This window comes from Streptococcus taoyuanensis, assembly GCF_029589235.1.
GTDB lineage: Bacteria > Bacillota > Bacilli > Lactobacillales > Streptococcaceae > Streptococcus > Streptococcus taoyuanensis.
Genome location: NZ_JARQVW010000020.1, coordinates 1 through 24,305, shown reverse-complemented (window position 1 = coordinate 24,305; position 24,305 = coordinate 1). Strand labels below are relative to the sequence as shown.

At 40.1% G+C, this 24,305-nt stretch carries 26 protein-coding genes and 1 tRNA gene; 3 read left to right on the top strand and 24 right to left on the bottom strand.

All coding sequences use genetic code 11. The features are described 5' to 3' along the window. Nucleotides 1–6: 6 nt before the first annotated feature. The 8 genes from P5Y91_RS10035 to P5Y91_RS10000 all read right to left on the bottom strand — a co-directional run bounded on the left by P5Y91_RS10035 (nt 7) and on the right by P5Y91_RS10000 (nt 5,240). Entirely contained in the window at nt 7–747 is a 741-nt protein-coding gene (locus tag P5Y91_RS10035; RefSeq protein WP_277754530.1) for a class I SAM-dependent DNA methyltransferase, read from the bottom strand. Nucleotides 748–954: 207 nt separating this feature from the next. Then, nucleotides 955–1,308, bottom strand: coding sequence for a ribosome silencing factor (gene rsfS / locus P5Y91_RS10030; RefSeq protein WP_003014310.1), 354 nt, complete (start codon nt 1,306–1,308; stop codon nt 955–957). A 14-nt stretch (nt 1,309–1,322) separates the two neighbouring features. After that, complete coding sequence (locus tag P5Y91_RS10025; protein WP_070666513.1) at nt 1,323–1,823, bottom strand: cysteine hydrolase family protein; 501 nt, start codon at nt 1,821–1,823, stop codon at nt 1,323–1,325. Then, nucleotides 1,824–2,420 (bottom strand): bis(5'-nucleosyl)-tetraphosphatase (symmetrical) YqeK, encoded by a 597-nt coding sequence (gene yqeK, locus P5Y91_RS10020; protein WP_155125456.1) that lies wholly within the window; start codon nt 2,418–2,420, stop codon nt 1,824–1,826. Then, entirely contained in the window at nt 2,417–3,049 is a 633-nt protein-coding gene (locus tag P5Y91_RS10015; protein ID WP_049474399.1) for a nicotinate-nucleotide adenylyltransferase, read from the bottom strand. The genes yqeK and P5Y91_RS10015 overlap by 4 nt, the downstream gene beginning before the upstream one ends. Before the next feature lie 21 nt (nt 3,050–3,070). After that, the gene (gene yhbY / locus P5Y91_RS10010; protein WP_003005853.1) at nt 3,071–3,382 is read right to left on the bottom strand and encodes a ribosome assembly RNA-binding protein YhbY; all 312 of its coding nucleotides are present in this window, start codon (nt 3,380–3,382) and stop codon (nt 3,071–3,073) included. A gap of 221 nt (nt 3,383–3,603) precedes the next feature. Beyond that, complete coding sequence (yqeH, locus tag P5Y91_RS10005) at nt 3,604–4,710, bottom strand: ribosome biogenesis GTPase YqeH (RefSeq protein WP_277839386.1); 1,107 nt, start codon at nt 4,708–4,710, stop codon at nt 3,604–3,606. A gap of 2 nt (nt 4,711–4,712) precedes the next feature. Continuing rightward, entirely contained in the window at nt 4,713–5,240 is a 528-nt protein-coding gene (locus tag P5Y91_RS10000; RefSeq protein ID WP_118095844.1) for a YqeG family HAD IIIA-type phosphatase, read from the bottom strand. Nucleotides 5,241–5,422: 182 nt separating this feature from the next. On the opposite strand from P5Y91_RS10000, the gene P5Y91_RS09995 reads away from it, so the two are divergent. Continuing rightward, on the top strand, nt 5,423–6,037 hold the full coding sequence (locus P5Y91_RS09995) for a TVP38/TMEM64 family protein (protein WP_070589668.1): 615 nt from the start codon (nt 5,423–5,425) through the stop codon (nt 6,035–6,037). A 69-nt stretch (nt 6,038–6,106) separates the two neighbouring features. Here the strand turns inward: P5Y91_RS09995 and P5Y91_RS09990 are convergent, their stop codons facing one another. From P5Y91_RS09990 to rlmD, 15 genes are all read right to left on the bottom strand, one after another. Next, nucleotides 6,107–7,681, bottom strand: a complete 1,575-nt coding sequence (locus P5Y91_RS09990) for a hypothetical protein (protein WP_277839388.1) — start codon at nt 7,679–7,681, stop codon at nt 6,107–6,109. Between the two features lie 78 nt (nt 7,682–7,759). After that, nucleotides 7,760–8,980 carry a DNA cytosine methyltransferase gene (locus tag P5Y91_RS09985; RefSeq protein WP_277839385.1) on the bottom strand — a complete coding sequence of 407 codons (1,221 nt, stop codon included), beginning with the start codon at nt 8,978–8,980 and terminating at the stop codon, nt 7,760–7,762. A gap of 22 nt (nt 8,981–9,002) precedes the next feature. Further along, a complete protein-coding gene (locus tag P5Y91_RS09980; protein WP_277839384.1) occupies nt 9,003–10,235 on the bottom strand; it encodes a DNA cytosine methyltransferase in 1,233 nt (410 codons plus the stop codon). Beyond that, nucleotides 10,235–11,323 (bottom strand): response regulator, encoded by a 1,089-nt coding sequence (locus tag P5Y91_RS09975; protein WP_277839383.1) that lies wholly within the window; start codon nt 11,321–11,323, stop codon nt 10,235–10,237. The genes P5Y91_RS09980 and P5Y91_RS09975 overlap by 1 nt, the downstream gene beginning before the upstream one ends. Next, nucleotides 11,316–13,487, bottom strand: coding sequence for a sensor histidine kinase (locus tag P5Y91_RS09970; RefSeq protein WP_277839382.1), 2,172 nt, complete (start codon nt 13,485–13,487; stop codon nt 11,316–11,318). The genes P5Y91_RS09975 and P5Y91_RS09970 overlap by 8 nt, the downstream gene beginning before the upstream one ends. Before the next feature lie 262 nt (nt 13,488–13,749). Next, nucleotides 13,750–16,401, bottom strand: a complete 2,652-nt coding sequence (locus P5Y91_RS09965) for a valine--tRNA ligase (RefSeq protein ID WP_277839381.1) — start codon at nt 16,399–16,401, stop codon at nt 13,750–13,752. 13 nt (nt 16,402–16,414) lie between these two features. Further along, nucleotides 16,415–17,116, bottom strand: a complete 702-nt coding sequence (locus P5Y91_RS09960; protein ID WP_118396840.1) for a hypothetical protein — start codon at nt 17,114–17,116, stop codon at nt 16,415–16,417. Beyond that, entirely contained in the window at nt 17,110–17,673 is a 564-nt protein-coding gene (locus P5Y91_RS09955; protein ID WP_118396838.1) for a GNAT family N-acetyltransferase, read from the bottom strand. Before P5Y91_RS09955 ends, P5Y91_RS09960 begins: the two co-directional genes overlap by 7 nt. After that, nucleotides 17,660–18,238 carry a flavin reductase family protein gene (locus P5Y91_RS09950; RefSeq protein ID WP_118396835.1) on the bottom strand — a complete coding sequence of 193 codons (579 nt, stop codon included), beginning with the start codon at nt 18,236–18,238 and terminating at the stop codon, nt 17,660–17,662. Before P5Y91_RS09950 ends, P5Y91_RS09955 begins: the two co-directional genes overlap by 14 nt. A gap of 266 nt (nt 18,239–18,504) precedes the next feature. Continuing rightward, nucleotides 18,505–18,852 (bottom strand): helix-hairpin-helix domain-containing protein, encoded by a 348-nt coding sequence (locus tag P5Y91_RS09945; RefSeq protein ID WP_118396832.1) that lies wholly within the window; start codon nt 18,850–18,852, stop codon nt 18,505–18,507. A gap of 180 nt (nt 18,853–19,032) precedes the next feature. Beyond that, nucleotides 19,033–19,287: a DUF1912 family protein gene (locus tag P5Y91_RS09940; RefSeq protein WP_013903179.1), complete on the bottom strand. Its 255-nt coding sequence runs from the start codon at nt 19,285–19,287 to the stop codon at nt 19,033–19,035. 2 nt (nt 19,288–19,289) lie between these two features. Continuing rightward, the gene (locus tag P5Y91_RS09935) at nt 19,290–20,636 is read right to left on the bottom strand and encodes a DUF438 domain-containing protein (protein ID WP_118396829.1); all 1,347 of its coding nucleotides are present in this window, start codon (nt 20,634–20,636) and stop codon (nt 19,290–19,292) included. Next, a complete protein-coding gene (locus tag P5Y91_RS09930) occupies nt 20,633–20,869 on the bottom strand; it encodes a DUF1858 domain-containing protein (RefSeq protein ID WP_003012211.1) in 237 nt (78 codons plus the stop codon). The genes P5Y91_RS09935 and P5Y91_RS09930 overlap by 4 nt, the downstream gene beginning before the upstream one ends. 13 nt (nt 20,870–20,882) lie before the next feature. Further along, nucleotides 20,883–21,326, bottom strand: a complete 444-nt coding sequence (locus P5Y91_RS09925; RefSeq protein WP_118095832.1) for a cytidine deaminase family protein — start codon at nt 21,324–21,326, stop codon at nt 20,883–20,885. Between the two features lie 7 nt (nt 21,327–21,333). Then, nucleotides 21,334–22,686, bottom strand: a complete 1,353-nt coding sequence (rlmD, locus tag P5Y91_RS09920; RefSeq protein WP_118396826.1) for a 23S rRNA (uracil(1939)-C(5))-methyltransferase RlmD — start codon at nt 22,684–22,686, stop codon at nt 21,334–21,336. A 37-nt stretch (nt 22,687–22,723) separates the two neighbouring features. On the opposite strand from rlmD, the gene recX reads away from it, so the two are divergent. After that, nucleotides 22,724–23,506 carry a recombination regulator RecX gene (gene recX / locus P5Y91_RS09915; RefSeq protein ID WP_118396823.1) on the top strand — a complete coding sequence of 261 codons (783 nt, stop codon included), beginning with the start codon at nt 22,724–22,726 and terminating at the stop codon, nt 23,504–23,506. 95 nt (nt 23,507–23,601) lie between these two features. Then, nucleotides 23,602–24,135: a nucleoside tri-diphosphate phosphatase gene (ntdP, locus tag P5Y91_RS09910; RefSeq protein WP_118396820.1), complete on the top strand. Its 534-nt coding sequence runs from the start codon at nt 23,602–23,604 to the stop codon at nt 24,133–24,135. Between the two features lie 95 nt (nt 24,136–24,230). Here the strand turns inward: ntdP and P5Y91_RS09905 are convergent. Beyond that, nucleotides 24,231–24,304 (bottom strand) — tRNA-Pro (locus P5Y91_RS09905). Nucleotide 24,305 lies beyond the last annotated feature (1 nt).

The following is a 24,305-nucleotide window of genomic DNA, read 5'->3' as shown; positions in this document are numbered from 1 at the left end:
GCTGTCCTACTTCTGTGCTACAAAAAACCAACGTTTGCTGGTCTTTGTTGGCTCTTTGTCTTCAAAGTCTGCATACAATTTGAAAGATTTAAAGCCAGCCTGCTCCAATAAGATGTCATAGGTTAAAACTTCATAAGTGCGTTCCTCATGAACTTCATCGTGCCGACTAAAGCTGCCATCCTCTTCTTGGACAAAGAAGGTTAACTCATGGACGATCGAGTGAGGTGCCGCATCCTCATAGGTATCCCAGAGCATAGCAAAGTCTTCGGCATTTTCGTGGTAGGAATATCCTGGGAAGACCTCATCCGTCTGATAGGTCGAATGGACATCAAAGATAAAGACTCCGTCCTCATTGAGGGCGTTATACACTTCTTTAAAGACATCCCCTACTTCTACCTCGTCCTGCATGTAGCAGATAGAATCCGAGTAGCAGGTTACGAAATCATAAGTGCCTGCTTGCGACAGGTCCAGCATATTGCCCTCGATAAAATCAATCTTTTGCTTGGCTGAAGCAGCTCTTTTTTCAGCAATCTTCAACATGTCAGCACTCAGGTCTAACCCTGTCACATCAAATCCAGCTTGAGAAAAGCGAACAGACTGAATCCCTGTCCCACAAGCCAATTCCAGTAATTTTTTCTTATCTTTTGTCTTTGGGAGATGGCGGAGGGAAAAATCCGTCCACAAATCATACAGACTGTCATCCATGACCGCATCATAGACCGCCGCAAAGGTTTCATAAGTAGCCATATTCATGATACAAAGAGCGTTAAAAGCAAAGAGAAAATAGGAAACTTTCTGCCCTATCCTCAGATACAAAGGAAGTTACTCTTTTTCTCACAGCTTTTAGCTCGTGTTCAATTATCAAATTAACCAAACACGAGGCCCCATCCTTTCTTTCCATAGAATTTCAATTTAACCAACAAAACTCAGTTGCTACCAACTGAGTTTACCTGCTTATGCTAGGGCTGCTGAAAGATCGACAGCACTTGCTTCGTGCCATAGCTTTTCTAGGTTATAGTGGGCACGCATTTCTTCTGAGAAGACATGAACCACCACACCACCTAAGTCAAGAAGGACCCAACCTCCAGCTGAGTCACCTTCGACGTGGCTAGCATTGCCACCAGCTTCAACGACTTTCTCACGAATATTCTCTGCGATAGCTTCCAACTGACGGCTATTCATAGAGCTTGCGATGACAAAGTAATCTGTCACGCTGGTCAAGCTTTGAACATCCAAAGCGACAATGTCTTCTGCACGCTTTTCATCTGCTGCTTTGACAACTAGTTCAAGTAGTTCTTTTTCTTTCATGTAATCCTCTTTCCTTAAAAAATTGATTTGTAATCTAAGACATCCGCAAAACGTTCTGCCCAAATATTTTCATAAAATTCATTAAGCGTTTCTGCTGGAATATCCTCTCCATCAAAGGTTGTGACAGCTCCTTCTGGAATGACCAGCTTGTAGCCATATTCAAATCCCACTTTGACGGATGTATCGACACAATATTCTGTCTGCATGCCACACAGGACCAGTTGTTCAATCCCTTGTTGATCCAAGTATTCTTTTAATCCTGTCTCTTTAAATATGCTATTGTATCGCTTCTGAAACACCTTTTCATTCTCCTGTCTTTTCAACAGAGGAGATAATTGCCAATCTTCCGAAGTTAAAGCCTCAGGCGTTTCAATATGCTGCATGTAGATAATTTCAATCTGCTCTTTTCTAGCCTGATCTTGCAAATAAGCGATCTTCTCTAAGAGCTTTTCTGTCTCAAAACCTGTTTCCACTAAGATATTTTGTACATCAATAATGATAAAAGCTGTCTTCACTCACTGCTCCTCTTTCAAATACTTCACAAAGGCATTGTAGGTTTCAAGGGTTTGGGGATAAATCGGCAATCCTTGGTGAGCCAGGTGTTCGACTGTGCGAGCCGTCTCATAGGCCACGGCACGATCCAAGGAGACTTGGGCAATGTCACGCGCCTGATCTACCCCCGGAAAGGCCCGGTTGTGCTCAATGTAATCAGCCACATAGACAATCTTGTCTAAGGTCGACATCTGTCCACTCCCCACGGTGTGAATCTCAATACTGCGAAGAATGGCTGAATCTGTCAGTCCGAGGTCTTCTTGGATCTTGTAAATCCCGACCATCCCATGCCAGACATTGTTGCCCCAGTTTTTTAATGCTGGATCCAGCTCATAGCGATCAATCAAGTCCAGAAATTCCTGATCTGATAGTTTCTTGGCGTAGTCATGTAACAAACCTGCTAGGCCAGCCTGCTCTTCGTCAGCCCCATAGCGTTTGGCCAAGTCACGCGCAGCCTTCTCAACCCCTAAACAGTGAGTAAGCCGCTTTTCTGGCAGGATTTGGCGCATTTTTTCAAGCAAGACCTCACGAGAAAAGCCTAGATAGTTTTCATAGGTCATTGATACAATCCTTCTTTCTTGATGTAGTCCAAGACTGGTTTTGGCAACATAAAATTCGGCGTCCGGCCTTTGGCCACAAAATCACGCACCATACTAGAGGAGATGTCCATTAGAGGAACATCCACCCAGATCACCGGATAAGAAGTCCCTGCCTTATAGCGTGGTCGCTGGACCCCGACAAATTGCACAATCTCCACCAATTCATCGATGCGGTGCCATTTTGGTAAATAATCTACCATATCTGCACCAATAATGAAGTAATAATCTGTGTCTGGATCCCGTTCATTGAGCAAGAGCATGGTGTCGTAGGTATAGGAAACCCCTTTCCGCTCGAGTTCAATCGTCTCGATCTCCAGACCTTCAATGCCTTCAATGGCTAATTCCAGCATCTTAAGGCGATGGTGCTCTGCAATCGTCCCCTTGGCATCGACATGCGGTGGCTCATACTCAGGCATCAAGAGCACCTTATCTAACCCTAATTGTTGGCGCACTTGATCCGCAACGACCAAATGGGCATTGTGGACCGGATTGAAATTTCCACCCAAAATACCAACTTGTTTGCGTTTCTTGTCTTTGATCTCTGGCTCTAACTCTACCTTGGTAAAGGGAGTCAATAGTTCAATTGCCATAGGTTTGCTCTCCTCGATGTCTTAAATTTCTTTTACCTTCGCTGAAATTTTACGATTTTCTTTTTTGCTCGATTGTTTAAACAAGATGAGAATCCGACCAATCTTTTGGACCGTTTCCACACCGATTTCCTCTTCCAAGATTTCTGCTACTTCATGGATATTCTCATCCGTATTTTGAAGAAGAGTCACCTTGATGAGTTCACGCGCATCTAGCGCTTGGCGCACACTGGTTTTGATTTGGTCATTGAGCCCATTTTTCCCAATTTGGATAATGGGTTTGAGGCTGTGGGCTTGGCTGTTGAGGAAAGCCCGTTGTTTAGATGTTAATGTCATATTTTTACTTCCTTTTTTGATCGTTATTTTAAGTGGTGGGGACGGCCGGAACTAATTTTTCAAAGATCTCATCTTTGAAAAATGGATTTCCTCACCTCAAAATGGAGCCTTGGTCTCCATTTTGCCCTTGCCAATCGATCGATTGGCAACTACACCACGGCAATAACGATCTCTTTATGAGCTCACTTTGTTCGCTCTTCAGATATATTTTTTTCTGTTTTTTAAATAATAGCTTTGCGGGTAACGACGGCGACGCCTTCTGGTGCCCATACGGCTACTTTGGCTTCTCCATTGACGCGGATCCATCCGAGTCCTGAGATGACGAGGTCTGTCTTGTCCTTGATGGTAAACTCATGAGAAACCAAGGGTGGGAACTCTTCTTTTCCCTTGCTATTAGGAGGAGTTAGTAAGCCACCGACATGCTTGTCATAAAAGGCGGTCGCGCCTTCTAGCTTGGTTCGGTGAAGCTTGAGTTCGTTGTCAAAGAAGGCGGTGAAACCTTGCTTTTCTCCCTTGATAAAGTCAAAGCGTCCTAGACCACCCAAAAAGAGGGTTTGCTCTGGATTAAGCTGATAAGTCTTGGGTTTGATTTCCTTTTTAGGGCTGACATACTTGAGGTTTTTCGCCGTCAAGTAGTGAGCCATCTGGTGGCGATGGATAATCCCTGGTGTATCATAGATGTAGGATCCATCGTCCAGTGGGATTTCGATCTTGTCCAGTGTCGTCCCTGGGAAGCGAGAGGTCGTGATGATATCCTTGTCTCCAGTGATTTCTTGGATGATTGCATTGATGAGGGTCGATTTCCCAACGTTGGTCACACCCACCACATAGACATCACGGCCCTTGCGGTACTGCTCAATCTTTTCCATTAAGTCCTTGATAGCACTCTTGTTTTGAGCAGAGGTGAGGACCACATCGACAGGACGCATGCCTTCTTCGTGGGCCCGCTCCATCAACCAATGAGTCACCTTGCTATCCTTGACAGACTTAGGCAAGATATCCTTTTTATTTCCGACCAAGAGGACATCATTTCCTGCTACAAAGCGTGGTAAACCAGGGATAACGGACCCATTAAAGTCAAAAATATCCACTACATTGACCACGAGTGCGTCACTATCCCCTACTTCGTGAAGGAGTTTTAGGAAATCATCATCTGTCAGATGCACATCTGTGATTTCATTGTAGTGACGGAGACGAAAACAGCGTTGACAATAAACCTCGCCTGTTTCCAAGCCCTTTTCAAGAGCTGATTGGGGAGTAAAGCCTAGTCCCTCTTTGTTTTCTGTCTGAATGGGGGCTCCACAGCCAATACAGAATAATTCTTCCATTCTTAAATTCCTTTTTTGTATACAATCGGACCATATTTCTCGGCCATTTGCTTCATAACACGGCGTTCACGCGCCCGGTTGATCTGGGTCTTGATCGAGTCATGCTCGACCAAAGGCTTGACCAAAATCGAACGAATGCCTGCACGATGGGCAGCCCGGATATCCGTCATCAGTTGATCCCCGACCATGACCACTTCATTTTTCTCATAGTGGAAACGTTTGAGGGCACGATCAATCCCAAAGGTAAAGGGCTTAAGCGACCAAGCTTCATAGTCAATATCAAATTTCTCAACAGCGCGCTTGACCCGTTTGGGACTATTATTAGATACCACGATAACCCGAATCCCCCCATCACGAAGGTCATGCAACCACTGGCGCATCTCGGGAGTCCCATCCGGATTATTCCAAGCAATCAAGGTGTTATCCAAATCCACAAGGACCGCCTTAATACCCTGTTTTTTCAAGTCTGTAACGGTGAGATCATAGGCTGCTTCCACCGCAAAATCTGGTTTGTAATTTTCGATTGACACGTTTTTCTCCATTTTTTATACTCCTTTCATTGTAGCATAAAAAGGCCCATTTTGCACCCGCTTCACGACTAAAACAGCGACAGACTCCAATCAGGTCGCTTTCATTACTCAAAAAATAGACAAAATCCTTACAAAGTTCCAAAAACATGGTATAGTAGAAGAAAAAGAACTCGGAATTTTTTATGAAACAAACAAGCTTAAAAGAGGTCTCTCCTCTTCTCCAGCGCATCATTAATTGGTCGTCCATCATTGGAGCTCTTGGAACCTTGGCCTTTTGTATCTGGGCCTACTTTTCTGGCATCCTTCAATCCAAGGAAACTCTGTCTGCCTTTATTTTGCAAGCAGGCATCTTTGGACCACCTCTCTTTATCTTTCTTCAGATCCTTCAGACAGTGGTCCCAATTATTCCCGGCGCCCTGACATCTGTAGCAGGTGTCTTCATCTACGGCCACATCATTGGGACCATTTACAATTACATCGGCATTGTCATTGGCTGTGCCATTATCTTCCATCTCGCCAGAATGTACGGGCCTAAGTTCGTCCAATCCATGGTCAGTCAGAAGACCTACGACAAGTACATTGGCTGGCTCAATGAAGGCAAGCGGTTCGATCGCTTCTTTATCTTCATGATGATCTGGCCGGTTAGTCCCGCCGACTTCATCTGTATGCTGGCAGGTCTGACCAATATGACCTTCAAACGCTACATGACCATCATCATCCTCTGCAAACCTATCACCCTCGTCATCTACACCTATGGCCTGACCTATATCATCGATTATTTCTGGCAAATGGTCTAAAGCATAACACCACTTCCTAATTGACTAGGAGGTGGTGTTTTTGTAGTTCTATGAATAGTCTGTTACTCTCTATTTCGCAACCCAACCGATCGCATCTGCCGGAGGATTGTCCACATCAATCCAGATGAAGTCAATGCCGATTTCACCGTTTTTGAATTTGGAAAGACGGATACCATTGATTTCTAGTTGAGACAGTTTCTTACCCGTTAAAATCTCTCTGTCTTTTAACTGAAAGACTCCACGAAGAATCCAATTGCCAAGGATTTCTTGCTTATCAGTTGATTGAATGGCCTTCCCAGCTTCTTGGTTGATATAGGCCGTAATCACATCACCTGATGATAAAAATCGTAGCTTAAAGGTCCGTTCTTCTTTTGGGAGCACAAGTTTACTTGTACCTGGCTCAAACCTTCCAATATCTTTACCAAAAAAGTCCGGACGCTCCTCATGAAAATGTTTGGAGTCTGGAAGAGGAATATACACTTCACTGACTGGACGATACACCAGCTGTTCAACTTCTTTGATTAGTTTTTCATTCCCCGTCTCGTGTACAAAACGAATCAAGTCCTCACGAATAGATTTCATCTGGGCTTTTTCTTCCTTGGTAGACCATTTTTTCAAGAGGATTTCTTCTAAAGAAAAGGTTACAAAAGCTAGTTCTTCTGGAGCGAGACTGTCTTTAAATTTGTCCTGAATCTTTAAAATCCGTGGCAAGCGCTCTTTTTTGGCCAATTTTGATCCACCATTAAAGGCATTAAAGCCCGAATTTTCTTCTACATTTCCGTGCTTGTCTGTGATCACCCACGACACCGTCTCAAGAATATCTGAATCACTTTTTTCTGAGGTCAATAAGTGAAGGTGTTCAAAGAGATAAAAGGGATCTTCAACATAATTCACATCCCAAGTATCAACCACAATCTCCTTATTCCTAAAGGTCATATGGAGCTGACTATCTGCAGCCGTGTATTTATAATCATGATGGCCATCTGTGAAACGAAAATTTGTCGGATTGTTCTTGGTCGTGGATCCCAGAATCTTGAGATGGTCTAGATCAACGGGCAAATAAGTCGTCTCTCCTACATGGATCTGAGGCTTGTGTCCTTTCGAAGTCGGCATCAAGACATGATAGACGGCTTCCACATGACTAGCATCAGAATGAAATCCCTTAATGAGAGCTTTAGATGATTCAATCCGTTGATTTCGCAAGGTCGCAATCTCCCTAGCCATTTTCTCATAGCGAGCTCTATTTTCTTTATCAGCTGTTTCCTTGTCCGGTGAAATAGCAGCATGAAATCGAATTTCACTCAACAACTCATTCCAAGACTGTGAATCTTTCTTGAACTGAGCAATCTTTTGATCCCCTGAGTCCAAACCAAAGGATTTAATCCCAACCAAATACTTATGTTGCTCATCAACGACAAGCGAAGCATCATAAGAGGTGTTGGCGATATCCTCACCAACAGAATGAAAAGCCTTCTGAAAAACAGTCTCTTGGAATTTTGAATTGACAATCGGAGCAACGTAGTTTTCTCGATCATTAGAATCTTCGGCTTCAGCCTTTTGAGAAAAAGCTTCACTCAGACTAGCAAAATTGGTAATGAGAGTCTTGTATTTTTCCTTTTGTTCTTGTTTTAGGTGTTCCCACATCATTCAATTCCTCACTTCTTATTTAAGTATATCAAAAGAAGACTAGATTTTCACTAGTCTCCTTACTTATATAATTCGTTAAATAATGCTGTAAAACTCCAAATTGCCACGTTTTTTTACCAATCTGAAATAATCTTCGTCTGATAAAACGGCAAGACCATCCTCATAAGAGGCAATCTTCTTCTCTGCCTCCTCATAAGTGGAGACAAAATCTTTCACATAAGACTGGCCTTCAAACTGACCATTCATCTTGGTATAGATTATCGCGAATTTTCCGGAGCGATCCAGTTGAGACGGTCCATTGCTCTCATTAAGGGCAAAAGCAATTCGCTCTGCAATGCGTTTAATTACAGGGACGACTACACTATTTCCAGACTGTTTATAAAGTTGACCATTGGAAACCCCCTCAGGCAACTTAAAGGTCTTGGGATAGCCTTGGACATTAAAGGTCTCTTTGGGAGTCAACTTGCGAATCTCCCCACTGTCTGTCAGAATCAGAGGGACATTGTGCCCGCCAGTTCCCATATTGGCTGTTAAGGTTGGGACTACGCCATTTTTATTCTCCCGAACATATTGACGACGCCACTGGTAGACCGTATCTTGGCTAGTCACTTCAAACTTCAACTGGTCGTAGAAATTTTGCTTCCCTTCTCGATAATAGTAGACCTCATCTGGCTTGGCACCAAAATCAATGACATCAGCCAAGGTCGTTGTTAGTTTGATTTCCTCTGGGAATTCAAATAAGTCGTAGGCTTCTTTGCTATCAAAACCAACAATGTAGATCCGCTCACGGTTTTGTGGGATATTTCCGTAGTCTTTTCCGTTGAGAACCTTCCACTTGATAAAGTAGTTGTTCTCCGTCAAAGCTTCACGAATAACCTTGAAGGTATTGCCGTGGTCATGACCGACCATATTCTTAACGTTTTCGATGAAAATGGCACGAGGTCTGCAACCCTCAATCATACGAAGCAACTCAAAGAAAAGATCGCCACGATCATCATCAAATCCCTTGCGATAACCCGCAATACTAAAGGCTTGGCAAGGGAAACCACCCATAATCACATCCACGCTCTCATCTGGAATGTCCTCTGGCTGAACAGCGTGAATATCGCGACCATCCAAATAGGTATCTGGATGGTTTAACTGATAAGTCTGACGTGCATACTTATCAAACTCATTGGCATACACCACTCTGAACTCGTTGGTCTGTTCAAACCCCAACTCAATTCCCCCCACACCTGAGAAGAAAGCTGCAATGTTGTACTTCTCAGGTCGGTTCGAACTTACAGAATTTGTCATGTAGTAACCTGCTTTCTAAAAATTAAAATAGTTTAGTAACCGTATCTGCTATTTTTTTTGACAATATTGGAGGAACAGCATTCCCGATTTGTACAAAAGCTGCTGTTCTGGAGTTTTGAAAATAATAATTATCAGGAAACCCTTGAATTCTGGCTGCTTCACGAACAGTAATAGATCTAGTTTGTCCCATGCTAGGATGAATATAATAATGCCCATCCTTAGAAATATGTGCAACAACTGTATGACTATAGCCATTTTCATCTAAAGCTTTGAATCGATCTAAAAATGAATCTTTATTTGAATGATTTTGAAGCCCAGAAGGTAATTCGGAATATTTAATATTTCGACCACTCTGTTTTGCTTCTTGAACAATTTTATATATTTTTAAATCATTACTTGTTTGTGGTCTTGCTAAGTGTAAAGTAAGTGGAATTTTCTCATCCAAATTTCTATAGTATTTTTTCTTTTCAAATGACAAACGAATCGCCCGATAATTATATCCTTCCTCGCCCGCATTTATTGAGGGTAAATCATTAAATAATTTTTCCAAGTTCAATGGTTTTTCTTTTAATTTTTCCAACTCATCAAAAAAATTTTTATCTAGTTTCACATCATTTCTTAATCCAAATATAAATAATCTTTCTCTATTTTGGGAAACACCATAGTCACTACTATTGATAACTTTATCACTAATAATATATCCAGCATTTCTAAATTCAGACTTTATTTTTGGTAACAAAAGTAATCCATCGACATCTTTAAATGATAGGAGACCTTTAACATTTTCAAAAATAAAAAATTTGGGAGAATATTTGTTAAGAAAGCTTAAATAATATTTATATAAGTAGATTCGATCATCCGAATTCTTTTTTTTCTCATTAATTGCTCTACCAATTGTAGAATATGCTTGACAGGGCGGACCACCAATAATACCATCTACTCTATCAGTTTTAGCATCTATGTAATTCAATATTTCATCTATACTTTTCTCATTGATTTCAATATTTAAGACAGAATCAATTTGTTCTTTTGGAATTTCATTTAATAATTCTTTTTTAGAAATTTTACCATTTAAATAGTTTTTATAAAGACAAAGTTTATCAACTTTCTTCAAATAATAATATGCTTCTCTGACCTTTAAAGTTTCACAAGCATCTTTATTTTTTTCAATATGACAGATAATATTGAAATTATCATTTCTAAAGCCTTCGGTTAGACCTCCTGCCCCTGAAAATAAATCTATAATATTCATCATCATTTACTATTCACAATCTTTTCAGCTATATTTAATGCAACTTTAGGAAAATCAAAATCAGGTTGCCCTTGCCTATTATAATACATAGAAAATTTTGACAATAATGATTTTACAAAATTATCCTGCAATTTTATTATTTTTTTATATTTTGCATCATTTGATAGTACATCAAATGATTCCGTCTTAATCTTGCGAAAATTTACAAATCCTCCATCAAATATATCAAAATAGTTACTCAACCAGTAAAGGTTCTCTGAATGATTATTTTTAACTAAGTTCTCAATCTTTCCCTTAAATGCATTTGAAATACTTGTAGATTCTGTTGAAATATATTTGTTATATTTTTCAATTTCTACTAATATTATAAATTCATTTTTGGGTTTATCATCTTCTCTTAAAGCTAAATCACATGGAGGTGACAAGACTATATAGGACGTTTTACTATCTAAATCCAATAAAATAGTACCCGTCTTTACTCCATCTAGAGTAATATTAGGATTGATAAACATTTCAATTGCTTCATACTGTTCCGATTCAGAATCTAATAGTTCATACAAATGAGATATTGTATATCGAAGAATTAACTGATTCATCTTTTCATCCTCAAGACTAGCTTTTATATCTTTCCAATAATCAATATTTTTGTAAAAATTATTCCAAAATAAATTTTTCAAATTCTCTTCAAGAAGCCCACGTTCACCAATTACTTTAAATAATCCAGAATCAACTTCTGAAGCCATTTGTTTTAATACCTCTTCGTTAGTGATTTCAGACTTTTTATAAACTTTTATTAAATCATTATCAGTGACATCTGGGGTCCCTGATAATATAGCGCATGGAATTTTATAATCTTTTTTTATCTTTTCTATGACAATATCTCCAGAATCCTCTGTAGATAATTTAATATCGATAAGTACAAAGTCAAACACATCGTTGTCTAAAATCCTAATAGCTTCATCTGATGAGTTAACAACTTTCATATCAAAAATATACTCTTCTAAGCGTCTCATCAAATTAATCGAAGTATTCATTGCTTCAATCATGTCTTCGTCATCTTCTACATACAAAAACGTATATTCACTACTCATTCTCTAAATCTTCCTTAATACATGATAATCTGAAGTGAGCTCCCCCACTATGCTCTATCGCCACCAATGACAAATTATTCCTTTCGGCTGCTTCACCTGAAATAGCTAGCCCCAATCCTGAACCTTCATTCTTAGTCGTGAATTCTGGATCAAAAATCAAGTCATTTTCAATTAACTCTTTTGAGATACCAACACCAGAATCAATATAATCAATGACTAACTCCGACTCATTTTCCATCACTGAAATAGTTATTGTTTTGGGTTCGGTGCAATCTTGCATCCAATATAGACTGTTGTCAATTAGGTTAGAAAATATTGTTGTAATATCTTGTGCCCACCCATATAACTCTACATCTTCTCTACAATCTATATTTAGCTGTATACCTTCTTTTTTTAACTCATTCTCAAAAATAAGTGTAGTATCTTTAATTATATCTTTCAAAGGAAAAATCTTACGTTTATTCCTTTTTTTAGTTGCTAATGGATCTAATTTTTTAAATAAATTAGATAATGTAATTGAATTTCTGCTAATCCCCTCCGATATTTTGTCCACTTCTTTTCTCGATTCATCATCGCCATCAGATAGAAATAATTCAATCCCTTTTTTCAAGTTGGGAACTTGAGTTATAAAATAATGCAACGGCCTTCTACCCTCATGCATTACAACATTAATAATTTTACCAAGAGTTGCTTGCCCCTGATAAATAGCAATAGCCTTATTTAATTCCTCTACAATTTTTTGTTTTTTATCCACTTCATTCAAAACTAGTTTATTAATCTCTTTAATAAAGGAATCTTCCATACCAGAATTCACAAGAATATGCTCTATATCTTTAGAAAGCGAATTGTAATCTGATAAAATGTTCAACTTATCATTGATAGACTTTTCCTTATTGGATGAATCTAGTTTTCTTCTATAAACAAAACGCCTTTGTTCCAATAATGATAAAACCTCTTGAGTTGTAGATATTAAACCATAATAGCTATCTGTTTTTTTCAATCCATCTCGTGCACTTTGCTCATGTAAATCTGAAAACTCTTCTGATTCTATTTCAACATAACCAATTGTTTGATTGCTACCGATCCTGAGACTAGGATTTTGTACTCTTCTACTATTCAAACCTAACCAATCATTATCAGGATCCCCCAGTGGTCTAATTCTAAAACCATTTCTATATACACCAATCCCATTAAAATCATTAAGTAATTTTCTAGTCTCAAGGTTAGTTAGATATCTATTTGTTTCTTCATTTTTTAAGCCACGTTGAATCAAACTATCAATTGCTAACTTATCCCTATCATAGACCCTAACATCAAGTTTAATGTTCCCACATTTCGTAGGAGGTAAGGATTCTATAATTACCTCAACTTCAGATTTTTTTCTTTGATTTTTATAGAATAAAGTTGTAGCTCCTGTTTCCTTAACTTCTCCATAGATTCTGTAATCATAAATCTCCAAAAATGGAATAGGAGAGATTGAAATTTCAATATCTTCTTCAAAACTTTGTGTTTTGACGATGATATTAAATTGATCCTCTTCATTCATATTTTGAAAAGGAGGAATTATTTTTTTTAACTCAAAAATTAGTTTATCAATATCCTCGCGAGACCAATTTTTTTCATCTTTTTTATCGTTATCCTCTTGTTTGTCTTTTTGAACTAATTGATGAGTTGTAGAAAGAATCGTTCCACTCTTTTTGCTACAATTAGAAGTCTCAATTTCAATATTAATTTCATCTAAAAATTCATACTTAGCAAAGTCGGACCAATCCACATACACCTCGGTCAACTCCCCTTTTCGAGTTACTGTAGAAAGAAACAAATCATCACCTAATATATTAGCTGCGTATCTTCCTATCCCCTTTCTTCCCTGCAATACTCTACCACTTTGGCTTACTCGTTTTTTTACTTTACTAGTAGTTGACGGTACTAGCCACTTAGTTCGAATATCTTCGAGAGACATCCCTGTACCATCATCCTCGACAGTAATGGTAAGGCTCTTATCACTATCACGTCTAAATGTAACTGAAACTTTAGAAGCATCAGCATCATAAGAATTTTTCACTAATTCCATTATTGCAGCAAACTTATCTTGAATCAAATCTTCTCCTATAGTAAAAAGATGTCGACTAGATGGACGAATTTTACCTGAAACTGTGCTCATTTTTTACCTCCTGTTAATAACATTTATAAAATATTTTGAGTTACTTCTGCTAGTATTAGTTCTATTAGCTTATACTTCTAATTTCAATACCTTACACAAATTGTTGCCTCCTACTAATAGCAATGTGAAAAACAATATGTTAACTAAAAATCTTACAAGGCTAAAAATAAAGCTAAAGATTTAATTATTCTTAAATTTTCCTTTATTTCTTACATATCACCATTATACCAAAAAAACACGGCATTCCGCCGTGTTTCTATGTTTATTTCACCAACTTCTTCATCTCATCAATACGTGCTACGGTCGCATCGTATTTCGCTTGGTAGTCGGCTTGTTTGTCGCGTTCTTTTTGGACGACTTCTGGTTTGGCATTGGCTACGAAGCGTTCGTTAGAGAGCTTCTTACCGACCATGTCCAGTTCTTTTTGCCATTTAGCCAGTTCCTTGTCGAGACGAGCCAATTCTTCTTCGACATTGAGGAGGTCAGCGAGTGGCAGGTAGATTTCTGCTCCTGTGATGACGCTTGACATCGCGAGTTCAGGTGCAGGGATGTTTGATGCGATTTCCAAGTGTTCTGGATTTGTGAAGCGTTTGATGTAGTTGACATTGCTGTTAAAGAAGGCTTCCAAGTCACTATCACTTGTCTTAACAAGGATGGTGATAGGCTTGCTTGGAGCAACGTTTACTTCCGCACGCGCATTACGAACAGCACGGATTAAGTCTTTGAGGCTTTCCACACCTGTGTGAGCAGCGAGATCTTCAAAGGCTGGGTTGACAGTTGGGTATTCCGCCGTCACGATTGTTCCTTCAGAGATTTGACCGTAGATTTCCTCAGTCACAAATGGCATGATTGGGTGAAGGAGACGCAAGATTTGATCCAAGGTGTAAAGAAGAACAGAGCGTGTGATAACTTTTTCGTCCTCGTTATCGCTATAAAGCACTTCCTTAGTCAACTCAACGTACCAGTCCGCAAACTCATCCCAGATGAAGTTGTAGAGGATGTGTCCAGCCACACCAAATTCAAACTTGTCAAAGTTTTCAGTGACTTTGCCGATCGTTTCATTGAGGTTATGGAGAATCCAGCGGTCAGTGACATTTCCAGCTTCCTTGTTGGCAACTTTTTCGACATTGGCAGTTGCTTGCTCAAGGGTCAAACCTTCATTGTTCATGAGGATGTAGCGAGAGATGTTCCAGATCTTGTTAATGAAGTTCCATGAAGCATCCATTTTCTCGTAAGAGAAGCGCACGTCTTGCCCTGGTGCAGATCCGTTTGAAAGGAACCAACGAAGGGCATCGGCACCGTATTTCTCAATAACATCCATTGGGTCGATTCCGTTACCGAGTGACTTAGACATCTTACGTCCTTGCTCGTCACGGATAAGACCGTGGATCAGAACGTTTTGGAATGGCTGACGGCCAGTGAATTCCAATGATTGGAAGATCATGCGAGACACCCAGAAGAAGATGATGTCGTAACCTGTTACCAAGGTTGAAGTTGGGAAGTAACGTTTGAAGTCTTCTGAGTCGATATCAGGCCAGCCCATGGTAGAGAATGGCCAAAGAGCCGAACTGAACCACGTATCCAAGACGTCTTCGTCCTGAGTCCAACCGTCACCTTCTGGAGCTTCTTCGCCGACATATATTTCACCCTCAGCATTGTACCAAGCAGGGATCTGGTGACCCCACCAGAGCTGACGTGAGATTACCCAGTCATGGACATTTTCCATCCATTGGAGGAAGGTATCATTGAAACGAGGTGGGTAGAATTCTACTTTGTCGTCTGTATCTTGGTTTGCGATAGCATTTTTCGCCAATTGATCCATCTTCACGAACCATTGTGTAGACAAACGTGGCTCAACCATAACTCCTGTACGCTCTGAGTGACCAACTGAGTGGGTCATCTTCTCAATCTTAACAAGCGCACCGATTTCTTCTAACTTCTTGATAACAGCCTTACGAGCTTCAAAACGGTCCATGCCGTTGAATTCACCAGCCAATTCATTCATGGTACCATCATCGTTCATAACGTTCACTTGAGGAAGATTATGACGTTGACCAACCAAGAAGTCATTCGGGTCGTGGGCAGGAGTGATTTTCACCACACCAGTACCGAATTCAGGGTCTGCGTGTTCGTCCCCAACAATTGGGATTGGCTTGTTCAAGATTGGCAAGATAACATTTTGACCAATCAAGTCTTTATAACGATCATCATTTGGGTTAACCGCTACGGCAGTATCCCCAAACATAGTCTCAGGACGAGTTGTTGCTACTTCAAGGGCACGTGAACCGTCTTCCAACATGTAGTTCATGTGGTAGAAGGCACCCTCGACATCCTTGTGAATAACCTCGATATCAGAAAGGGCTGTACGGGCTTTTGGATCCCAGTTGATGATAAATTCACCACGGTAAATCCAACCTTTTTTGTAAAGCTCTACAAAGACCTTACGAACCGCTTTTGACAACCCTTCATCAAGGGTAAAACGCTCACGAGAGTAGTCTACAGAGAGCCCCATCTTGCCCCATTGTTGCTTGATAGTCGTCGCATACTCGTCTTTCCATTCCCAGACTTTATCAAGGAATTTTTCACGACCAAGGTCATAACGAGAGATGCCCTCTTCAGCCAAACGCGCTTCTACTTTAGCCTGAGTGGCAATCCCAGCATGGTCCATACCTGGAAGCCAAAGCGTATCAAAACCTTGCATGCGTTTTTGACGGATGATGATATCTTGCAAAGTTGTATCCCAAGCGTGACCAAGGTGAAGTTTACCAGTTACGTTTGGTGGTGGAATAACGATTGAATAAGGCTTCGCCTTTTTATCGCCAGAAGGCTTGAAAACATCTTCGTCAAGCCATTTTTGGTAACGACCAGCCTCAACCTCGGCTGGATTGTATTTAGGTGAAAGTTCTTTAGACATGTGTGTGTCCTTTCTAATTTATATCTTTAATCAATTTCGGTGGATATGATATGGAATTTTGATTAATCCCCTTAACCAAATAGTTATCATATCCAAATTTAAATTCTTGTTCATATTCACGGCCAAGAGTATCACTGAAGCTAATTTTAAAGATCAAGAAATATAACTGTTGTGTTTGTTGTTCTATCTCACACAAACTGAATGATATTGATTCGTTTGGAATAGCGAAATTCTCACTGAAATAATTATAAAAACAATGAGAATTCTTCGCTAACGATGGAGACTGATCAAAATAAATAGGATTTCCTGTTGAGTCTTTGTTAGACTCACAAGTCTTTATATTTGTTGCTGTACCTCGCCCAACATTAGTCAAATAAATTTCAACAATAAATTTATTACTATTCTTAAAAACACGAGATTCAGAACGATTTAAGTGAAAATAAGGAATTAAATCAGAACGATTTTGTAATTTGAACTGTAACTCACCCACAGTCTGTTTATATACTAAAAATTCCTTTTGAAAATCCTGAAATTTCTCTAGTTTATCTTGAGTTTCTCTCTGGAATTGTTCTTGTTGATTTTCTTTCTTATCTTCTCTACCATTACTCCACAGTTGTATTACAACAGGAAGAATAATACTGGTTAGTAAGGCTAATAAAGCAATTTTATCGCTTGTATTAGAATTAGATAAAAAATTAATTATTTTATCTACCATCTAACCTCCCACTCACTCTTCAGCAAGCCATATCTCAAATCATCACAGCGGTTGCCTTGAGCATCTTTGCGGTCTCTTATGCGAGCTTCGAGGGTAAAGCCAAGCTTTTCCGCGACTCGTTGACTCTGAAGGTTGTAACCAAAGCAAGACAATTCTATCTTGTGAAGGTTCAATTCTTTAAAAGCTAGATCAATCAAAGCACGCGCCGCTTCAGGCACATAGCCTCGCCCCCAATAGTCTGGGTGCAAGGTATAGCCAATCTCCAGCACATCGTCTTCGTGGCGATGGTTGAAATCAACTGAGCCAATAACTTTATCTGTCCCTTTGACCACAATTCCATAGCCTGCTGGGAGATTGTCCTTTTCATTGCGCTCGGGAAGGATATGCTCTAGATAATAAATCTCATCTTCCAAGGTCTTAACGGGTGGAAAGCCTGCTGGGTAAGAAACCTCTGGGAGACTAGCGTAAGCATGGATGTCCTCTGCATCAGCCACTGTTCGAACTCGTAAGACCAGACGCTCCGTTTCGATTCGTTCTGGCAGTTCAGCTCTTGTCATTCTTCTTCCTCGCTTTCTTGATAAAGCACCCCATGGGATCGACTCGGTCATCTAGATAACGATAAACGCGCTGATGACCGTCCCCCATAAAGTAAGTCGGCGCAAAGCGGTTATTTTTAAAATGCCCCTTGTCATCTAAGAGCTCTGGATCAGCCAGTCGCTCGAGAATCTTGGCAAAAATATGACAGATGCCATCTTCCTCGATAATCCGATCCACCTGGCAATCCAAAACGACTGGACAAGCCTCTAAAATAGGAGCCTGGGTCCGTTCAGAAATCTCGTAGTCAAGCCCCAGGAGTTTCAATTTCTCCCGATGGCTGATAAAGCCAGCTTGTTCCATCTCAAGCATGAGGTTTTCGTCAGGGATATTCACAGTGAACTGTTGATAATGCTTAATCTGATCAGCCGCATTTTCCTCACTACCAACCCCGATGACCAGCCAATCTCCCAGGCTATAAGAGGAACTGCAGGTCGTGATATTGTGCCCAAAGTTCTTGTCCTGATACCCCAAGATGAAGATCGGAAAACCATAGTAAAGTTTACTGGTGTTAAAAGATTGTTTCATGACAAGCTCCTTTGGCTAGGCTGCAACAAAAAAAATCGCCCCTGTCATCAATCTGACAGGGACGAATGTGTTGATCCGCGGTACCACCCAATTTCGGGCAATGCCCGCAACTTTGTTTATTTCATTTTCATCCATTAGCAACCAGTTTTGACACATTTGTGGACTTCTCAGTACCGCCACTTTCTGTAAAATGTGGGATTCAAAACACCTCTAATAGGTTCATTTTAGCAAGTTTTCCTGGAAATAGCAAGAAATCATAAAAGCGATTATTTAAATTTAACGCCTAGTTCTTTCAATTTCTTGATTGTAGCTGGACCGATTCCTTTCAAAGCAAGGAGTTCTTTTTCTGTCCAGTTTGCGAAGTCTGCAACAGAGCGAATACCTTCATCATAGAATGTTTGCGCACGATCAAGTGCCACACCTTCCAAACTTGCAGCAAATTCTTCCACTGAAGAAGCCGCTTGTTTCACTTCTTTCGCCACTGCTTTTGTAGCTTTTTCTACCTTTTTAGGTGCTTCTTTCATAGCTGCAGTTACAGTTGCGACAGCTTTTTTCAAAAGATGTCTATTTTGATGTTTGTATTGTTTCGCACGGTTTACGTTCTTCTTTGCCATTTTTCCTCCTAAATTCAGTGATCAATTCCTAAGGCAACAAGGTTTCATCACCATAATTCCATTCAAAAATCCGTTGATGTCATTTCAACTTTTTTATTGTATCACAATCCCCTAAAAAATCAAGTCATTGCTCAATTTTCAGGTAAATCTAGCTAGTTAAACGCCTTCAATAAGGTATTTTTAATATTTTCTTTCACCAAAGAGGCCATCTGGTAAATCATGAAATCCTTTTCCAGCATGGAAATTTTCAAACTTCCCTTGCAAGAACTGATAAGCGTCCAAACGGCTTTCATAGCGAATCATAGCGATTTTAGCTCGTTCATCCTGATCTTCATCAAAAACCTTCTTACTTTCTTCGAGAGCCATTTCATTGATCATGACTTGAGTCTTGATCCACTCCTCAAACTCCTTCATAAACTCTGTTTCGTAACTCATCTTTACTCCATTCCTCTATAAAAATCCGTATCGATCTCCCGATAAGGTTGAATGTCCTGAACATATTCCAAGACACCTTGAAAGTCTCCAGCTTCATCACGCACGGCTGCATAGGTGACATGGACAAATTTCCCACGCGATTCTGATTTGAACCACATTTCATACTTGTCTTTTTTCCCTTCACGAAGCCCTTGCATGATGGCTTTGACCTTATCCAAATATTTCGGTGGGTGACACAGCTCAACATTGCGTCCTACCTGCGATGGCGTCCTCTTAAAAATCATTTCCTCAAAAGGCGCAGCATCATTGTAATATTGGAAAATATCATCCTTATTGACAAAGGTGATCTCCATTGGTAACTGGTTCAAGATTAAATTCGCTTGCTCCACTGACAAATAGCCATTACCAAACGGTTGAGGTTGCTTGCGATCGAAGCTCTCTTCTTTTTTCTTAGGCGTGAAAGTAATCGTCAACTGCCCCTCAGGAGTCTCAATGACCTGACGGTGCTCATCGCCTTTTAAAGAAGGAATCGATTCAGTTGAACCTTCTGACTCTTCAGACGCTTCCTCCTTGAAGTCCACGCGTTTCGGCACCCATTTCTCACTTGGGAGAATAATGGCATAACCATAAGCATCACTTTCTTCTGCAATGGAGAGCCAGTCATCCTGGGTAAAGGCCTCCAGCAAAATCATCAAGAGGATCGACTCTTCCTTGAAGATCATGCCCTCAAACTCTTGCGCAAAGGCTTCAAAGAGCTCTTTGACTTCTAAGATACTAGAATCCGGTAATTTCTTGGCCGCATCCAAAACTTTCGCAAAGAGTTCCCGAATCTGGTCATCCACTCCCCACATCACTTTTGGCGGGGAATCATGCCCATATTTTTCCATAATCGGAAACATCAACTCTTCCTTACGACGGTAATGCCGGTCAAATTGACCCACCAAGCCCAGCTGACGTAACAAGCCCTTATGAATCTCCTGAATCATCTCAGGATCCTCAGTCGTCTCATAATTGTCTAGCAAGCGGCGGACCCGCATCATAGCTGCACGAAGGGCTAAGTTCTCCTGTTTAAAGATTTGAACAGGATGACCAGGGTGGTCGGTATCTGCTACTTCGACCCCTTGAACCGCATTCTTAAAGAGATTAGCATGGACATCACAAAGCTCCATCACATCTTCAAAAGTAACCCCTGCATCTGAATTCATTAGTTCATGCTCCATAAGAGAGATCTCAATCGCAGAAACCCCTGCAAAGGTCGCATCAAAGCGCTCCTGAACCGACTCAGGGGAAACTCCATGATGAAGCTCTAATAAGATATCTCTTAAGACGTGAATTCGTTCATCACTCATTGGTCTAGCCCCACTACTTCATAGCCATTAGCCTCTAGTGTTCTCACAATCTTCTCCATAGGAGTACCTTCTAATTTTGATCCTTGTTTCAAGGAAACCTTGCGCCCAACTGTATTGCGCATGATCGGATTGGCTAAGGGTTTAAAGCCCAACTCCACCAACAAATCCAATACTTCCGGATGTTGATCAATGACTTGAGCAACTGGAATCGATACATCAATAACATTGTTCATTTATTTATTTCCTCTACTCATTCCCTTTATTTTCTCTTTGACGAGCCCGTTCTTCGCCCCACCAAAGGGGCATCAATTCACCTAAAGTAATGGTCTTGCGGCTCTCATAATCCACCATAAATTCTAGATGACGATTCTCTGCATCTAGCTCAAGGAGAAATTCACGACAGGCCCCACAAGGCATCCCAGAACCTTCTCCATAAGGAGGTTTGTCTCGAAAAGCAATAATGCGCTTGACCTTGGTCTGTCCTGATTGTTGATACATATTGAAGAGAGCTGCTCGTTCGGCACATAAATGAAAGACGCCGCAGGTTCCTTCCATACAAAAGCCCGTAAAAATCTGACCATCTGCAGCCTCAACAGCAGCAACCACATGTCGAGCATAGACAAAATCTGAAACCTCATGAGGCGCATAGAGAGCTTTCGCCTCATGATAAAGTTTTTCCCAAATATCCATTCTTCTTTCACTTCTTCACTAATTTCACAACTGCTTCTGTCCTTGCAGTATGGGGGAACATGTCCACTGATTGAATGTATTCAACCTGATAAACCTTTGTCAAAGCCACTAGATCCCGTGCCAAGGTAGAGACATTACAAGAGACATAGACCATCTTTTCAGGTGCATACTGCAACAAGGTCTCGATTAATTTTGTACCCAAGCCCGTACGAGGTGGATCCACGATCACAGCATTAGCCCGATAGCCTTCTTGGTACCAGCGAGGAATGATCTCTTCTGCTGTACCAGCCTCATAGTGGGTATTCTCAAATCCCATCCGTTTAGCATTGTATTTGGCATCTTCAATCGCTTCAGGAATAATATCCATCCCCCGAACACTTTTCACTCTATTAGCAAAAGCAAACCCAATCGTTCCAACCCCACAATAAGCATCTATCAAGTGATCCTCTGAAGAAACATCTAGAGCCTTAACCGCCTCACTATACAATACTTCAGTTTGTTCCGGATTCAACTGGTAAAAGGCTCGAGGAGACAGGGAGAATTCATAATCCAAAACACCTTCCAAAATGGCCTCTTCTCCCCAAATAATCTGCGTTTGTTCCCCATAAATCTCACTGGAACGAGACGTATTTTTGTTAACAGCAACTGTGACAATCTCAGGGTGTTTCGTGACCAAGTCTTGCACCAAATTGTTTACATTAATCTGACGACTAGTGACCACAATGATCTGAACCTGACCGGACTTCCGAGCCCGTCGAACCATCATGGTTCTGACACCCAGTTCTTTACGCTCATCAGCAATCGGAATCTGATAATAGGTCAATAAATCCGTTAGATCGTTGGCGATAGCTTGAATAACCGGGTCTTGAACCAAACAATCCTTTAATTCCACCAAATAATGTGAATTTTGGGCATAGAGGCCCGCCTTCACCTGGCCCTTGAATTTCCTTGTTTGAAATTGCAATTTTGCACGATAGTAAAGAGGCTCCTGCATTCCGATTGTCGGCCGAATATCATACTGTTCAAATCCTTCAGGTGAGAACTTCTTCAAGGCCTGTTGCAACAAATCTGTCTTAAACTCCAGCTGCTTGTCATACTTCAAATGCATGATTTGACAGCCCCCACAGGTCTCATAGATATCACACATGGGCGTCACACGAAACTTAGACGCCTTATTCACAGATAGGAGTTTGGCTTCCGCAAAATTTTTCTTGACACTTGTAATTTGGCAGAAGATATCTTCTCCCTTTAAGGCACCTGGCACAAAGACAAGTGTTTTTTTATAAAAGCCAATCCCTTCTCCGTTAATTCCCATTCGTTTAATTTTCAAAGGAATTTTTTGTTTTACTTTAACGTTCATATCCCTATCTTAACACATTTTTCGGTATAATAAAAACATGAAAATTACAAAACTAGAAAAGAAAAAAAGACTCTACCTCCTAGAATTAGACAATGATCAAAAACTTTATATTACAGAAGACACCATCGTCAAATATTTCCTTTCCAAAGATAAAGAAATCAGTGAAGAAGAACTAAAAGAAATCCAAGAGTTTGCTCAATACTCCTATGGTAAAAACCTGGCCCTTTACCATCTTTCTTTTAAAGCTCGGACAACAAAAGAAGTCAGAGACTACCTGTCAAAGTATGAGATTGAAAGTGGCATTATTGATAAAGTGGTCCAACACCTAAAGGAAGACAAGTGGTTAGATGATCGTCAATATGCAAGAAACCTGATAGAAGCCAACCTTCTCAGTGGCGATAAGGGTCCGCTCTTATTAGAACAAAAAATTCAACAAAAAGGGATCCCAAAATCTATCCTTCAAGAAATTCTTGCAGACTATGATTTTTCAGAAGTGATCGACCGTACCGCAATAAAACTCCTAAAAAAATACCAAGGAAAATATCCGTTAAAAGCCATTGAAACGAAAATCATCCAAGCACTCATTTCAAAAGGTTTTGCTTACAATCAAGCAAAGATAGCATTCCAAAATCTCGAGCTCGAAACAGATGAAGAAACAACCAATGAGCTCATTCTAAAAGAGTTAGAAAAACAATACCGTAAATACAGTAAAAAATATGAAGGCTATGACCTCAAACAACGCTTGACTCAGGCACTAGCCAGAAAAGGCTACGACTACAGTGATATAACGTCAGCCATTAGAGAATACTTAGATTCATAAACCAAATTGAAAATTAAATAGAAAAATAAGAAAAAATTTGAAAAAATATGATACAATATAGAGGATATACTTAGATTGTAGAAAGTTGGTAAGTTATGAAACTACCTAAAGAAGGCGACTTTATTACAATTCAAAGTTATAAACATGATGGCAGTTTACACCGTACATGGCGTGACACCATGGTATTAAAAATAACTGAAAATGCAATTATTGGAGTAAATGACCATACACTTGTGACTGAAAGTGATGGTAGACGTTGGATCACACGTGAACCAGCGATCGTATATTTCCATAAAAAATATTGGTTTAACATCATCGCCATGATCCGTGACAATGGTGTGTCTTACTACTGTAACCTAGCAAGTCCTTTTCACATTGACCAAGAAGCCTTAAAATATATCGACTATGATCTCGATGTCAAGGTCTTTACCAATGGTGAAAAAAAATTGTTAGATGTTGAAGAATACGAGCAGCACAAAGAAAAAATGCACTATTCAGATGACATCGACTTTATTTTAAAGGAAAATGTTAAGGTTCTAGTAGATTGGATAAACCAAAGCAAAGGTCCTTTTTCTGAGGAATATATCAAAATTTGGTATAACCGTTATGTTGAACTGCGAAATAAATAAAGTTGGAAAGAGCGAAAGCTCTTTTTTCTTATAAAATAATAAAAAAAACTACAAAAAAAGTCTAATGACAACCATTAGACTTTTTCGATACACTATCGGGAAGACAGGATTCGAACCTGCGACACCTTGGTCCCAAACCAAGTACTCTACCAAGCTGAGCTACTTCCCGA